At 66.2% G+C, this 13812-nt stretch carries 16 protein-coding genes and 1 pseudogene; 10 read left to right on the plus strand and 7 right to left on the minus strand.

Going from position 1 to position 13812, the window contains the following annotated elements:
• Positions 1–220: 220 nt before the first annotated feature.
• From E3N86_RS08530 to E3N86_RS08540, 3 genes are all read right to left on the minus strand, one after another.
• Positions 221–424: a hypothetical protein gene (locus E3N86_RS08530; RefSeq protein ID WP_104171714.1), complete on the minus strand. Its 204-nt coding sequence runs from the start codon at positions 422–424 to the stop codon at positions 221–223.
• Positions 425–677: 253 nt separating this feature from the next.
• Positions 678–1859 (minus strand): acyl-CoA dehydrogenase family protein, encoded by a 1182-nt coding sequence (locus tag E3N86_RS08535; protein ID WP_166785055.1) that lies wholly within the window; start codon positions 1857–1859, stop codon positions 678–680.
• A gap of 153 nt (positions 1860–2012) precedes the next feature.
• Positions 2013–2747 (minus strand): TetR/AcrR family transcriptional regulator, encoded by a 735-nt coding sequence (locus E3N86_RS08540; RefSeq protein ID WP_134401529.1) that lies wholly within the window; start codon positions 2745–2747, stop codon positions 2013–2015.
• Positions 2748–2941: 194 nt separating this feature from the next.
• Between E3N86_RS08540 and E3N86_RS08545 the strand changes: the two genes are divergently transcribed.
• The 5 genes from E3N86_RS08545 to E3N86_RS08565 all read left to right on the plus strand — a co-directional run bounded on the left by E3N86_RS08545 (position 2942) and on the right by E3N86_RS08565 (position 7197).
• Complete coding sequence (locus tag E3N86_RS08545; protein WP_104101018.1) at positions 2942–3145, plus strand: hypothetical protein; 204 nt, start codon at positions 2942–2944, stop codon at positions 3143–3145.
• Between the two features lie 118 nt (positions 3146–3263).
• A complete protein-coding gene (locus E3N86_RS08550) occupies positions 3264–3446 on the plus strand; it encodes a hypothetical protein (protein ID WP_104101019.1) in 183 nt (60 codons plus the stop codon).
• Between the two features lie 864 nt (positions 3447–4310).
• Positions 4311–4484 (plus strand): hypothetical protein, encoded by a 174-nt coding sequence (locus E3N86_RS16820; RefSeq protein WP_166785056.1) that lies wholly within the window; start codon positions 4311–4313, stop codon positions 4482–4484.
• 211 nt (positions 4485–4695) lie between these two features.
• Positions 4696–6186: a sucrose phosphorylase gene (gene gtfA, locus E3N86_RS08560; protein WP_134511761.1), complete on the plus strand. Its 1491-nt coding sequence runs from the start codon at positions 4696–4698 to the stop codon at positions 6184–6186.
• A 36-nt stretch (positions 6187–6222) separates the two neighbouring features.
• Complete coding sequence (locus E3N86_RS08565; protein WP_134343430.1) at positions 6223–7197, plus strand: magnesium transporter CorA family protein; 975 nt, start codon at positions 6223–6225, stop codon at positions 7195–7197.
• A gap of 19 nt (positions 7198–7216) precedes the next feature.
• On the opposite strand, the gene E3N86_RS08570 is transcribed toward E3N86_RS08565, so the two are convergent.
• Together E3N86_RS08570 and E3N86_RS08575 are read right to left on the minus strand one after the other, a co-directional pair.
• Positions 7217–7390 (minus strand): CsbD family protein, encoded by a 174-nt coding sequence (locus E3N86_RS08570; protein WP_104195005.1) that lies wholly within the window; start codon positions 7388–7390, stop codon positions 7217–7219.
• On the minus strand, positions 7387–7578 hold the full coding sequence (locus tag E3N86_RS08575) for a hypothetical protein (protein WP_134343431.1): 192 nt from the start codon (positions 7576–7578) through the stop codon (positions 7387–7389). The genes E3N86_RS08570 and E3N86_RS08575 overlap by 4 nt, the downstream gene beginning before the upstream one ends.
• Positions 7579–7701: 123 nt before the next feature.
• Here E3N86_RS08575 and E3N86_RS08580 point away from each other — a divergent pair, with 123 nt between their 5' ends.
• From E3N86_RS08580 to E3N86_RS08595, 4 genes are all read left to right on the plus strand, one after another.
• On the plus strand, positions 7702–8280 hold the full coding sequence (locus tag E3N86_RS08580; RefSeq protein WP_104102253.1) for an RNA polymerase sigma factor: 579 nt from the start codon (positions 7702–7704) through the stop codon (positions 8278–8280).
• On the plus strand, positions 8277–8879 hold the full coding sequence (locus E3N86_RS08585) for an Asp23/Gls24 family envelope stress response protein (RefSeq protein ID WP_134511762.1): 603 nt from the start codon (positions 8277–8279) through the stop codon (positions 8877–8879). Before E3N86_RS08580 ends, E3N86_RS08585 begins: the two co-directional genes overlap by 4 nt.
• Complete coding sequence (locus tag E3N86_RS08590) at positions 8872–9258, plus strand: hypothetical protein (protein ID WP_134511763.1); 387 nt, start codon at positions 8872–8874, stop codon at positions 9256–9258. The genes E3N86_RS08585 and E3N86_RS08590 overlap by 8 nt, the downstream gene beginning before the upstream one ends.
• Before the next feature lie 97 nt (positions 9259–9355).
• Complete coding sequence (locus tag E3N86_RS08595; RefSeq protein WP_104102258.1) at positions 9356–9829, plus strand: Dps family protein; 474 nt, start codon at positions 9356–9358, stop codon at positions 9827–9829.
• 15 nt (positions 9830–9844) lie between these two features.
• Here E3N86_RS08595 and E3N86_RS17630 read toward each other — a convergent pair whose 3' ends face one another.
• Positions 9845–9973, minus strand: coding sequence for a hypothetical protein (locus E3N86_RS17630; RefSeq protein ID WP_255453057.1), 129 nt, complete (start codon positions 9971–9973; stop codon positions 9845–9847).
• A gap of 153 nt (positions 9974–10126) precedes the next feature.
• Here E3N86_RS17630 and E3N86_RS08600 point away from each other — a divergent pair.
• Positions 10127–10261, plus strand: a pseudogene (locus E3N86_RS08600) (SDR family NAD(P)-dependent oxidoreductase); the annotation flags it as partial.
• 83 nt (positions 10262–10344) lie between these two features.
• Here the strand turns inward: E3N86_RS08600 and E3N86_RS08605 are convergent.
• Positions 10345–13227 carry a bifunctional diguanylate cyclase/phosphodiesterase gene (locus E3N86_RS08605; RefSeq protein ID WP_134511765.1) on the minus strand — a complete coding sequence of 961 codons (2883 nt, stop codon included), beginning with the start codon at positions 13225–13227 and terminating at the stop codon, positions 10345–10347.
• Positions 13228–13812 lie beyond the last annotated feature (585 nt).

Here is a 13812-nt window from a genome sequence, read left to right on the forward strand (position 1 = left end):
GCCCCTTGAGTTTCTGTTCCTAGACAGTCAGAAACCTAGACAGGAAGCGGCGTGCGGCCGTTAAGGCGCTCCGAAACACCCACAGATGAAGCAGGAGAGCCGAGATTCTGCTCTGAAACGACCTTTTCGGAGTTTCTGGCATTGATTCGGGAATAATCTCCGTCGAATTCGTTCGGGGCACGGGCGTGTGACAGGGCGGGCCGGGGTCAGGCGTGCTCGGCTAGGCCGCGTGTGGCTCCGGCACTGCCCAGCGGATGGCGCGCAGGCCAGACCTGGTGGCGTGCGTGTCGTCATGGCCGCTCTGCCGTCGGCATTCCACGAGGTCGTTCGTCGGGGTGATGTGCGGGTCGCGGCACGAGCTGGCGTAGCTGGTGTAATCCGTTTCGAGCAACAGCTGATCGTCGGTGAGGTGTTTGTCGGTCATCGATCTGCGTTCCTGGTTCAGGCGCACAGGCCGAGTTTCCCACGACGGTTGCGCGCAGTGCTGCCCGTGTTCTCTGGCACGTTCTGGTGCGGCCGGGCTGAGTGATTGCGCCATAGCGTACGTTGGCAGACGCCGAATGTCTCCACAATGTCGAGTTTTGGTCATTTCATCCACCTGACCGAAACCCGCCCGGCCCGCGAGCGGCGACATCCGTCGACCACAGGTCGACCGAGTCCTAAGACGAGCAATCGGGTCAGCGGAAGGCGCTGATCCCGGTGAGGTCCCGCCCGATCAGGAGCGACTGCACGCTTTCGGTGCCCTCGTAGGTGTGCAGCGACTCGATGTCGGCGAGGTGCTGGATGACGTGGTTTTCGAGCAGGATGCCGTTGCCACCGAGCATGTCACGGGCCATCGACGCAATCTCCCGCGCCGCCCTGGTGTTGTGATACTTCGCCAGCGACGCCTGGATCGGGCGCAGCGTTCCGGCGCCGTCGAGCTCAGCCAGACGCAAGCAGTGCAGCTGCATCGACGTGAGCCGGGACAGCATCATGGTCAGGCGCTCCTGCACGAGCTGGAAACCGGCGAGCGGCTTACCGAACTGGATGCGCTGGGTCGAGTAGTTCAGAGCCGCCTCGAACACCGCCGTGGCGTGGCCGAGGGCCGACCAGGCCACTCCGAGCCGGGTCGCGAAGAGCACCGTGGAGGCGTCCTTGAACGTGTGGGTGCCCGGCAGCACGGCGTCCAGCGGGATCCGCACATCCGTGAGGGTGATCCGAGCCTGGTGGATGGCGCGCAGGGACCCCTTCCCGGTGATCGTCTCTCCGTGATACCCGGGGGTGTCCTGTTCCACCAGGAAGCCGCGCACATTGCCGTCGTCGTCGCGAGCCCAGACCACCGTCACGTCGCCGACCGAGCCGTTTCCGATCCACTTCTTCTCGCCGTTGAGCACCCATTCGTCGCCGTCGCGCTGTGCGGTGGTCTCCAGGCCGACCGAGTCGGAGCCGTGGTCCGGTTCGGTCAGGGCGAAGGCGCCGAGTTTCTCGGCGCGGGCCAGCGGCACCAGCCAGCGTTCCTGCTGCTCCGGGCTGCCGAACAGGGCGATACTGCGCAGGGCCAGCCCGCCCTGCACGGCGACCACGGTACCCATCGAGCCATCGCCGCGGGAGATCTCCATGTTGACGAGCCCGGCCGCGAGCGGCGACATGGGACTCAGTCCGGGGCCGACGACACCGTCGGTGAGAAGGTCGAGCTCGCCGAGTCTACGGGCAAGGTGCAGCGGGTACTCGGCTTTGTCCCACGCAGTCGTCAACTCGTCCAGCGACTCGGTGGCAAAACTGCGGGCGCGGTCCCAGAAGGCCCGGTCAGTTTGAGGCACGTCGGCGAATACGCCGTAGAAGTCGGTGTCGAGGGGCGTGGATACGTCGTAGTCGGGCACGGTTTCCCTTTCGTGGAGGACAGCGAAGTCGGGCAGGCCTGATCGGCTGATGTCGTCCGGCACCAGGGAATGAATGCCCTCGTGCGCCGGTCAGAAAATACCCAAGTACAAGTTCTATCTGACACTCAGTCTCAGGTCAAGTGATACTGAGTCTCAGCGGGAGCGCGTCTGGGCGCGCAGCCGCTCCTCGATGGCGCGAGCCAGTTCGGTGGGATCCGTGGCGGCCGGGAAGACGGCGACGACCACGTCGCCCGCGGGTCGCGCCTCGGGACCTTGCGCCGCGGCATCCAGGTGGAAAAGCCGTCGCACCTCGGTGAGTTCGGCGGCCAGCGAATACGGGCCGACGTTGTCCGTCGCCCGGATCAAGCGCCGCAGCACGAAGTTGTGGGTGGCCGTCACGGCGGCCGCGAAGCGGATGGCAGTCAGGGGCGGCACACCCGGCACGGTGCTGCGCAGGTAGCTGGCGAACATCCGTTCATACCGGATCGCCATAATGGTTTCCCGGTCCCGCAGCACGGGGGTCTCTCGCAGGACCCGGTCCCGGATGCGCACGATCTCCAGTCGCTCGCGGAACCGCTCGAAGACCATGGCGGCGGCCTCACACACGGCCAGCCAGGGATCCGAATGCGTCGCAGCGAAGTGCTCGTCGATGCGGGCGACCAGCTCGTCGTGGTCGGCGAAGATCACGTCGTCCTTGGACCGGAACTGCCGGAAGAAGGTGCTGCGCGAGACCCCGGCCGCCTCGGCGATGTCCACGGTGCTCGTGGCCTCATAGCCGTGCTCCTGGAACAGGCGAACCGCGATGTCGGCAACCTCGACCCGCGAGAGAGGTCTCTGCGGCCCGAGCGGCTCGGCAGGCCGGGAGGATTCGGCAGGCAGGTCTGACATGGTCAGGTGAAATTATCATGGAATGCGCACAAACGGATGCCCTGACAGGCCACCCCCGCTTGCCCGGTGCGGCACGGACGGGCAAGCTGACGGCGGCGCAGGAGTGACCCTGGCCGCTGCAGGAACGAGCGCCGGCACCCAGGCAGAGCAGGCGCCGCGCGGGGCGCCGCGCCCTCACGACCTCCTGGATTTCCGTGGCCTTCCTGCCGGTGTTTCTTGTCGACGCCGCACTCCTGGGTGATGCCCTGCTGAGCTGCCGGGTTACGAGCGCGACGGCCAGGAGCCGGTCCCGCTGGGGGCAGCAGCATTGGCCGGCCTCCCGAGCCGTTCTTGTGCTGCACGCTCCAAGCATTGAGGCGATGGTGTTCGGCTTCAAGGCACGACGCCTCGGCGCATAGCACCCGCAAAAGTGGCTCCGCCACCTCAGCTCTGGTCGCACACGCCGAATCGGAGTAACGTCACCCGCACGGTCAACACAGACGGCAAACTGCCGCGCCGAGAGAGAGCGCTCCATACATGGACTTCAATCCCCAGTGCCAGCAGGCCGCTTGCGCCGGACTCATGCGAACCCGAGCCGTGGCAACCGACACCCTGGCGGATGAAGAGATCTGGTTCCTGTGCGACGAGTGCGGCTCCGAGAAGCACTGGACGAATCTTGCCGACCAGGACGCTCCGCGGCACCACACGAGAGGGTCCTGATCGATCGGTTGCGTAGCTCCCGGAGGGGCCAGAGCTGACCACACCCCGGGGATGCCTGTCGGCACAGGCGGAGCGCCGGGTCAGCTGTCGAACCAATTCGACGGAGATTTTCCTGAAAAACAGCTGTTCAGCAGTGTCTAGGGCCATTTTGGCCCAAATCTCCGCCGAATTCGTTCAGCGGCGTTGCCGCACGGCCTCGGACTCGGAGCAGGGCGTTCGGGCACACTGCGTTCGGCACGCACGGTGATCCCGCGTAGCGGTCCACTGCTCGTCTACGTCGGCACCAGGAACAACCGCCCCGAAACCCCCAATTCGTGATCCATCATCGCCCGCAGCCGTCAGGATTCGCTCATCGAGGCGTAACGGTCAAATTGAACATAGATTTCGAATAGCACTTATCCACAATAGGAAAGACCCTCATTTCTTTGTTCTAATTTTGGCAACCTTTTGTTTGTGATCAACCTCTGGGAAAGCTTCGAAGCGGTTGCCGTGCCCGGCCCGTCCGCGGCGGCCCGGGCGGTCGCTGAGTGGCAGGCCCTCGCGGTGGGGCGTGGGGAGTCTCTGCGGTGTTCGGCGGTGTTCGGCGGTGCGCGGCTTCGACGACGACGACGACCTGCTGCAGGTGACCGCGGCGGTCGGGGTCCACGGGAGACGGGTGGACGCGGTTCGGGTGGCGGCAGCGACCGAGGTCGCCGACCGGTCCAGGCCCGACGCGCTCGCCGTCAGAGATCTGATCAGCAACGGCGGCCAACAGAAGGCCGTGATCAACGATGGCGGACGCATCATCGCCCGGGGCGCACCGGAGCGTGCTTTACCCGCGCGGAGCGACGGGCCATCCGCATGCTGCGCGGAGCCGCACAGACCATGGCACCACCCCGGCTCGAAACCGGGCCCCACACAGGGCGAAACACGACCAAATCCCGCACCCACACCCACACCGACACCGACATCGACACCGACAGCCGCACCGACACCCGCACCCGCACCCGCATGACGGCCACCATCGAACGGAAAAACGCAACCCGGGACGACGAGTAAGGGGGTACTGGGCCCTAGGCTCGACCGGTTCGACCAACGTCACGGGGTCCCTGGCCGGGTTGGGACTCCAGGGTCTCGCACGCTCGACCACCGAGGGGGAGCCGCCGGAAGGACAGCCTGAAGGACAGCCGGAATTGCCCTGGCCCACCGGGTGCCGTAACTTCTGAATCGGTGCTGTTCGCTGCCGCGCCGAGTCGAACCGGAGTTGAACATGACCACAATCGAGCTGCTCGTCTACGCCGACCGCCTGGGCGGCACCATCCACAATCTGCAGACGCTGCTCGACGGCCCTCTGAGGGCCTTCGGCAGCGTGCACGTGCTGCCGTTCTACGTTCCCTTCGACGGCGCGGATGCCGGCTTCGACCCGATCGACCACACCGCGGTCGATGCCCGACTGGGCACCTGGGACGACATGCGCAGCCTCGCCGGCACGCGCGGGCTCACCGCGGACCTCATCGTCAACCACGTCTCCTCCTCGTCGGTCGAGTTCATCGACTGGCTGGCCCGTGGCACCGCCTCCACCTCCGAGGGCATGTTCCTCACCTTCGACACCGTGTTCCCGAACGGCGGCACCGAGAAGGACATCACGGCGTTCTACCGGCCGCGACCCGGACTCCCCTTCACCGCCTACCAGGGCGCCGACGGCAGCCGTCACCTCGTCTGGACGACCTTCATGCCCACCCAGGTCGACCTGGACGTGAACCACCCCGCGGCCCTCGCCTATCTGCGTCGGGTGTTGCAGACGCTGGCCGCCGGCGGCGTCACAACGGTGCGGCTCGACGCCGTCGGCTACGCCGTGAAGACCCCCGGAACCGACAGCTTCATGACCGAGCAGACCCTCGAGTTCGCCCGCACGGTCGTGGCCATGGCCCACGAGGAGAGCCTCGAGGTGCTGGTCGAGGTACACGCGCACTACAGCCAGCAGCTCGCGATCGCCCCGCTGGTCGACCGCGTCTACGACTTCGCGCTGGCACCTCTGCTTCTACATTCGCTCGGCACCGGAACCGTTGACCGCCTCGCGGACTGGCTCAAGATCCGCCCCACGAACGCCATCACCGTGCTCGACACTCACGACGGTATCGGCGTCATCGACGCGGGCCCGATCGGCGACAAGCCGGGCCTGCTGACCCAGGCCGAGATGATCGACATCTTCGCGCGGGCGGAGCGTGCCACACACGGCCACTCCTCCATCGCATCCGTCGTGCCCGAGTGGTTCACGCTGCCGCACCAGATCAACGCGACGTTCTACAGCGTCCTCGGCGGCGAGGAAGTGCCCTATCTTCTGGCCCGCGCCGTGCAGCACTTCCTGCCCGGCCGACCGCAGGTGTACTACGTGGGACTGCTCGGCGGCCTCGACGACACCGAACTCTTCGAGCGCACCGGCAATGGCCGCGACGTCAACCGCCACGTTTACACGGCGGAGGAGGTCGAACGTGCCCTCGCGACCGACGTGACCCGGGCCCAGCTCGGCCTGACCCGCATCCGCAGCACGCACCCGGCCTTCGACGGCGACTTCTCCTGGACGGCCATCGGCGACGACCGACTCGAACTCCTCTGGACCGGTACGGACGCCGTCGCGCGACTCACCGTGGCCATGACGCTGGACTCACCGAGCCTCCGCATCGAGCTGACGGATGCCGGACGCACGCAAGTGCTCGACACCGTCACATCCGTCGCCGCCTGGGAGCCCCCCGCGCGCTGACCTATTCGATCGGTCGAGATCGGGCTTGACTGGAGTGTGCCCACACCCCGTACCCGCTGCTACCGCGACGGCTCTCTCGTCGACGAGGATTTCCCGCTCGCCGAGGTGTCTGAGCACCTCGCCCTGTCCGGCGCCGTCGTCTGGGTGGACCTCGCCGATCCCGGCGAAGAGGATCTCGTCAGCCTCGCGGGCGAACTGGGCCTGCACGAGCTGGCGGTCGAAGACGCCCTGACGCTGCGGCAGAGGCCCAAGCTCGACCGCTACCCCGACCACCTGTTCCTGTCCGCGTACTCGGCCGAATTCGGCGTGGCGACCGCTCAGGTCACCACGCACGAGATCGCGGTGTTCATCACCGACCGGGCCTTGGTGACCGTGCACACTGAAGGCTTCGACCTGGAGGCCGTCGTGGCCCGCTGGGATTCGGCCTCCGATCTGGCCCGGAACGGAGTGGCCTTCCTCCTGCACGGGCTGCTCGACCACCTCGTCGACGGCTATTTCGACGCCGTTGAAGCACTGGACGAACAAGTCGAAGAACTCGAGGACCAACTCTTCCTGCCTGGTACCAAGCAGGAAGCGGTGCAGCGGGCCTCCTTCGAACTGCGCAAGAGTCTCGTGACGATACGCCGGGTCATCCTTCCTATGCGCGAGGTCGTGAACACGCTGCTGCGGCGCGATCTGCACCTGCTGCGGGACGAAATGGGTCCCTATTTCCAGGACGTATACGACCATGTGCTTCGCGTCATGGAATGGACGGAGAGCCTGCGTGACCAGGCCACCGCCATCCTTGAGGCGAATCTGGCGATTCAAGGCAACCGGCTCAACGTGATCACGAAGAAGGTGACTGGTTACGCGGCCATCATCGCCGTGCCCACAGCCATCACGGGCTTCTACGGGCAGAACGTGCCCTACCCCGGCTTCGCCCAGCCGTTGGGCTATTACAGCTCGGCCGCGCTGATCGTGGGGCTCTCGGCACTGCTCTACGTGCTGTTCAAGCGCAACGACTGGATCTGACGCTCCATGCGTGAAGAACTTAGTGCTTGAAAGCGTCCTTGACGTTTTCGCCGGCCTTCTTCACACTCGCCGAAGACTGCTCCGCCTTGCCGTCGGCAACCTTGGAATCATCCTTGGTGGCCTTGCCCACGGCCTCAGTGGCCTTGCCCTTGAGGTCCTGGGCGGCGTTTTCGATCTTGTCGGATGCACTCATAGCGTCTTCCCTTTCCAGTGGTGTTGCGTCGGTGGCAGCCAGGCGCGCGTGCCCCAGACGTATGCGGTCGCAGCCGTCGAGTCCCCGGCGTCATCATCATCATCGGCCGGACCGACGAGCAACGAATCGAACGTGGGCATGACGGCACCGGCGGATATGCTGTCGTCGACGGCGGGTGAGTGGAACATCGGGAATCCTTCCGTTCTGCGGCTGACAAAGGCTGTCAGTAATACGACGTGTGTTGTGGCATATTTGTCACACGGATTTGTCAAATAATTTTTGGACACGGCGGGTGAGAGGGTGGAGAAATGATGCCAACGACCCCAATCCGGGCACCGCTCGCATCTCCGTTTGAGTCATTCACCGACCAGACCCTGGCCGACCGCGCCGCCGACGGGGACATTCGGGCGTTCGAGGCGCTCGTGCGTCGCTACGGCCCGCTGATGCGGGTGTATGCCAGCCGGGTCCTGGGATCAAATGACGAGATGGACGACGTCGTTCAGGAGTCCTTCATCACCGCCTGGCAGCAGCTGCCCACCCTCGACAACGGCGCCGCCGTCAGAAGCTGGTTGATGCGGATCGTGAGCCGGAAAAGCGTCGACCGGTTGCGTGCCCGGCGTCCGCACCTCAACGTCGATCTCACCGACGCCCCGGCACCGGAAAGCCACTCCCCCCATAGACTGGCGGAGGTGGAGTCTCAAACCGAAGCTCTGACGCGTGTCCTCGGCGATCTGCCGGAGGACCAGCGCCGTTGCTGGATGCTGCGAGAACTCGCGGAATGCAGCTACGGCGAGATCGCGGAGGAACTGGAACTTCCCGTTTCAACGGTTCGTGGGCTTCTCGCCCGAGCTCGGAAGACTCTGCTCCAAGAGATGGAGGAATGGCGATGATGAACCCCTCCGATGAGCTCGCGGGCCACACCTTCGAAGAACTGAGCGACTACCTCGACCGGGACCGCACCCCCGCAGACCCGAGCATCGACGGCTTCCCCGAGTGCGAGATCGCCCTGCGCGGCATGCAGCGGCTCCGGCGCACGCAGCGCGCCCTGCTCCGGGAAGACGTGGAGCGCGAATCCGAGCGCGAGGACAGCTGGGTCAACTCGATTCTGCAGCACATCAATCTGGAGGCGCGCGCGGGCCGGGACATCCCGATCAGCCACCCCTCCCCCACCGCTCGCCTGAGCGTGACCGAAGGTGCGGTGCGCGGCATTCTGCGTGCCGCCGGTGACGGCGTGCCGAACATCATCGTCGGCCGGTGCCGCCTCGACGGCGAGGTCAGCGAACCCGGCGCACCCGTCACCGTGCGCGTGGATGCCACGGTTCTGGAGGGCAAGAACATTCCACCGCTCGCCGAGCAGCTCCGGGAGGCTCTTTACACCGCACTTAGCCAGCACACGGAACTCGCCGTCGAGGCCGTCGACATCACCATCCGCGACCTGTACCAACCCGTACCCCCGCCGGCGAAAGCGAAAGCGAGCAGCGATGAGTGACGCCCTTGCACCTGGAGCGCCGCCGCCCGACCCCGGGACGCCGGCCCAGCTGACCGCTCAACTCGAGGGGGCGGTGCTGGCAGTCCCCGGCGTGGATGCGCTGTATTCGGCAGCCCCGCTCGTGGCAACCGTGGTCGCCTCGGTGATCGCAACCACCGTCGAAGCCGTGACCGGCAAGCCGCGGTCGACCAGCTCCGTCTCCGTCTCCGTCTCCGAGAGGGAGGGCGGCCTGAAGATCGCGGTCAAGATCGGCGTCGCCGCACCCTTCGCGGCCCCCGACGTGAGCCGCCGCGTGCACGATGCGATCACAGATCAGCTCGACCAGAACGGTAACCCGGTCGTGACCGAGATCGCGGTCACCGTGGCCCGGATCGACTGACCGGGTTCGCGGTCACTCCGGTTGGCCACCGGTCCTCACGGCGGCGTCACACCCCGGGTGTGTAGCGTGAATACCCACACGACCTAAGGAGTCACCAGTGAGTCAGATAATCGACATCGGTATCCCGGATCAGCAGCTCGAGAAGATCGTTCACGGCCTGTCCCGGGTGCTGGCGGACTCGTACACCCTGTACCTCAAGACTCACAGCTACCACTGGAACGTCGTTGGCCCCATGTTCCACTCTCTGCACACCATGTTCATGGACGAGTACACCGAGCTGGCCCTGGCCGTCGACGACATCGCCGAGCGCATCCGTGCACTGGGCACCCCGGCGCCGGGCACCTACCGTGAGTTCACCGAGCTCGCCGTCGTGCGCGAGGACACCGACCTGCCGGATGCCCCGGAGATGCTCCGTCGCCTGGTCGCCGCCCATGAGGCCACGGCCCGCACCATCCGGGAGGTGCTGCCCCTCGCCGAGGGTGCGCCCGACCAGGTCTCCACCGATCTGCTCGTGCGTCGCCTCGACGTGCACGAGAAGACGGCGTGGATGCTGCGCAGCATGCTGGCCTGAGCCTGCCAACTGCATTCAGTCGCCCAGAGCACGGCCGATCCGATCGATCACCTGGCCGACGAGCGCCTGCTGTTCTCCAACGCTGAATTCGACCCACCAGAACGGGGCCGCATCAGCCGCCGCCGACAAGGCGTGTGCCGCCATCGGACCTAGACGTGACGTGACGTGACGTGACGTGACGCAACAGGGTGCGCCGGCTGGCCCTGGCGGCGGATGCGACGTCCGCCCCGCTGCAGGCATCGAATTCGCGCTTCCGGAAGAGCCGCAAGGCGATCAGCGCCAGCTCGTTCGGATTCCATGGCACCCGCATTCGCCCCGAACCGTTTGCAGGGCCAGACTGCCATCGTGACCGGTGCGGGGTCCGGGATCGGCCGGGCCCCGGCCATCCGTTTCGCCAGCGAGGGTGCCCGGGTCATCGCGAGCGATGTGTCCCCGAACGGATGAACCAGTTGGCCGTCCTGCCGGCCGACGGCAACCAGGCCGCAGTCTAAGGCGAGCACGCCCGGACTCGTGCGCTATGCCCCTCGTCGGGCCGCCGCAACTGCGCTTCCAGCCATCGGGTCCCAGGTCGCGCTCGGGCGGCCCAAAAGGTAGCCCTGGGCAAGCACGGCGCCGCTGGTGCGGAGACTGTCGAGCTGTTCCGTGGTCTCCACCCCCTCGGCGATCACCTCCACGTCGAGCTTCGACGCCAGCGCCAGGATTCCCTGCACGAGGGAGACGGAGGAGGCGTTGGGAAGGTCCTGAATGAAGCTGCGGTCGATCTTGATCTGGTCGACGGGAAGGGTGTTGAGCCAGGCCAGGGTCGAGAAGCCGGTGCCGAAATCGTCAAGGGAAATGCGGATGCCCAGGCGGCGCAGTTCCACGAGGCGCTCGACGATGCCGGGGAGGTCGACCAGTGATCTGCTCTCCACCACCTCGAGGGTCAGTCGCTCCGGTGCGAGGTCGTTGCGGTTGAGAGCCGTGCGAACCGTCGACACGAGTCGGCAGTCCAGAAGGGTGGCGGCGTCGAGGTTGACCGCGACGCCTAGAGGCCGAGCGCCTAACTGCGGCCACTCGACCACGTCCCGGCACGCGGTCGCGATCACCCACAGATCCATCTCGGTGATGAGGCCGCGTTCCTGCGCCAGCGGCAAGAAGGCGCCCGGGGCCAAAACGCCCAGTCGCGGGTGCGCCCAGCGGATGAGGGCTTCCGCGCCCACCACCGTCTCCTCGCCGAAACGGGAGATGTCCACGACAGGTTGGTAGTAGAGCCTCATCTCGTTCGCCTCGACGGCACGGGCCAGCTCGACCAGCAGTGACGTGTCGGTGTCCCCCGGTGATTCCGGGTTCGATGATGCACTGCCCGGCACCTCGGTGCGGGCGACGGCGATCTGATTCCGTCCCGTTCTCTTTGCGTCGTACATCCCGGCGTCGGCCGCGTCGAGGAGCTGCTCGCCGTGACCCCCCTGTCCACTGTGCGAGGCGACACCCACACTGGCGGAGATGCGCACGTGCTGGCCGGCCAGGTGGAAAGGGGGATTCAAGCAGCCGACTACTCGGTGGGCCAGCTCGATGGCCGAATCTTCGCCGTCGAGATCGGTGACAAGCACCGCGAACTCGTCGCCGCCGAGGCGGCCGATAGTGTCATTGGTTCGAACCTCGGCGCGCAGGCGAGCCGCGACCTGCCGCAGCAGCTCGTCCCCGGCGCGATGGCCCAGCCGGTCATTGACGCGTTTGAAGTTGTCGAGGTCGCAGAACAGCACCGCCGTTCGGCTGTGAGGCTGGCACTCTGCCAGGGCGGTGTCGAGCAGCAGCGCGAACAGCGCTCGGTTGGGCAAGCCTGTCAAGGCATCGTGCTGGGATTGGTGCCTCACGGTCTCGAGCAGCCGGGCCCTTTGCATGGCCGTTTCTCCCTGGTGGCTGACACCTTCGATCAGGGTGATGGCCTCCGCCAGGACCTCGGCCGCGACGGGGGCAACCCAGCAGGCCGTTGCGACGCCCATCAACATATCCCCGGCGAGAAGGGGGACGGCGACCACGTTGTGTGAACCGATGGCACGGAGCAGCTCTGCCAGGGCCGGGCTGGCGTCGTCAGCCGTGATCAGAACGCGTTCCTGCCGTCTGAGAACGCCGAGAAGCTCCGGCGTCTGCTCCACAGTCAGCGTCGTACGCATGAAGAATTCGCGATCGGCAGGCTCGAAACCGACGGCTGAGGCAGGGCGAAGCTCACCAAGGTCGGCGTTCCAGAGGAGAACGGATGCCGCGTCACTGCCGACGATCGCCGCCAGTGCCGACGCGATGACTTCCGCGATCGCCTCGACGCTGTCGCTGATCGCCAGTTGGTGGGCGAGGTTGAGCAGTGCGGTCGTGCGAACTCCCTCCCGGCGGGATTCCTCGAGAGCCGTGAACAGGTCCAGGGCCGCGGCCGCGTGTCCGGCGTAGGCCTCGAGCAGGGCCCGATCTCCTAGCATCGCGGTGTGTCCCTCCGTGAACACGGCGGCCAGATGCCCGTGGACCCTGCGATTGGAGGCGATGTCGACGACCAGCGCGCGCTCGCCCAGTTGCTCGCCGCGCAGCATCCGTGCCACGAGATCGGCGCCACGTTCGTCGCCAAGCCCTCGGTGGCGGACCAACGGCGCGCCGCCCCCGGCAGGTTCGACGATGAGGAGGTACGACGGCGCGAGCACGGCGGAGGCGGCGCGATCGACGATTCGGGCGAGCACCTCGTCGACATCGTCGCTGCTAACGAGGTCAGCCGCGGCCAGTTGCACCTCCCGCACCTTGTCGCGCAGTACGCCGAGGGATGCGTCGACCCAGCGACTCCGCGTGCGCCAGGACCACCAACGCACCCGCGTTGACCAGGTCAGCACGTATTCGCACGCCGGGTAGCCGTCCGATTGGCACTGCGGATGGCTGATGTGGGCAAGGGCGAGTCCGAAAATGGCCGGCACGGACGAAAACAGTCCCTGGGCGTATTGGCAGTCGAGTCGGGACGGACGATAGCCGTCGTGGAGGCGGTAGCGCACGGTCGCACTGGTCTGTCCGACCCGGACTGCATCCATCGTCGACGTTGTGGTGAACTTCGGCACCATGCGTGGCAGCTGACGAAAAATTGCTCCAGGTGAGGCGAACACACTCAGGAGCTGCACCAGCACGGGCTGGACGTCACCGCGGACCGCACCGGTACCCACGGTGAACATGGTGTTCGGGTCACCGAGCACCGCGGTTGCGGCCTCGAACAGCCGGATTCGGGTGGCGTAGCTGACCCACGCGGACGTGTTCTGGAGAGTCTTTGCATCCTGCTGTACGCCCGCCCGGGCGAGCACCTCGATGACGGCTCCCTCCCCACCGCGCTCACGCACGTGGCGCAGGAGTAGGCTAATGGTCGTGTTTGCGGTCTCGCGCGGCTCTGTGTCCATCGTCTTGCACCTCTCAACTCTTTATCGACGGGTTTCGGCGTGGGGTAAGCGCGGAAATCGGTTCAGGACCGTCATCCGCTTGTCGAACGCCTCCAATCGTGCCACCAAGACTTCCTGTCGTGACACGTGACGCGCGAATGAAGACGCGATGAGCGAGCGCTACCCCGTCATTTATGTGCGAGGCTTTGCAGACAGCAGAACGTCCTGATCAATGCCTATCCCGGAACGCTGGAACCGGACTCCGTTTGGATCCACCAGTTCCACGACGCCGCATGGGCACATTCGGGGTCGAGCCGCAATCGTACGACATCGGCCGCGCGGCCCGGGGTCTCGTCGATTTCATCGATCTGGTGCATGCCAAGACTCGCGGCGGACCACCCGTCTACCTCGTGGCGCACTCCATGGGCGGGCTGATCTGCCGCACCGTCCTGCAGCGCGAACTGGCCGACCCCGCCGAAGCGGTGTCGAAACTCTGCACGATCGGGACCCCGCATGGAGGAATCTCCCCCGAGCTCGGCGGGCCGATCGGGGGCTGGCTCATGGACCGGTTCGGGCCGCTGGGCAGCGATATCTTCTCCCCCGGCA

The sequence above is a fragment of the Cryobacterium sp. Hz7 genome, assembly GCF_004402815.1.
GTDB lineage: Bacteria > Actinomycetota > Actinomycetes > Actinomycetales > Microbacteriaceae > Cryobacterium > Cryobacterium sandaracinum.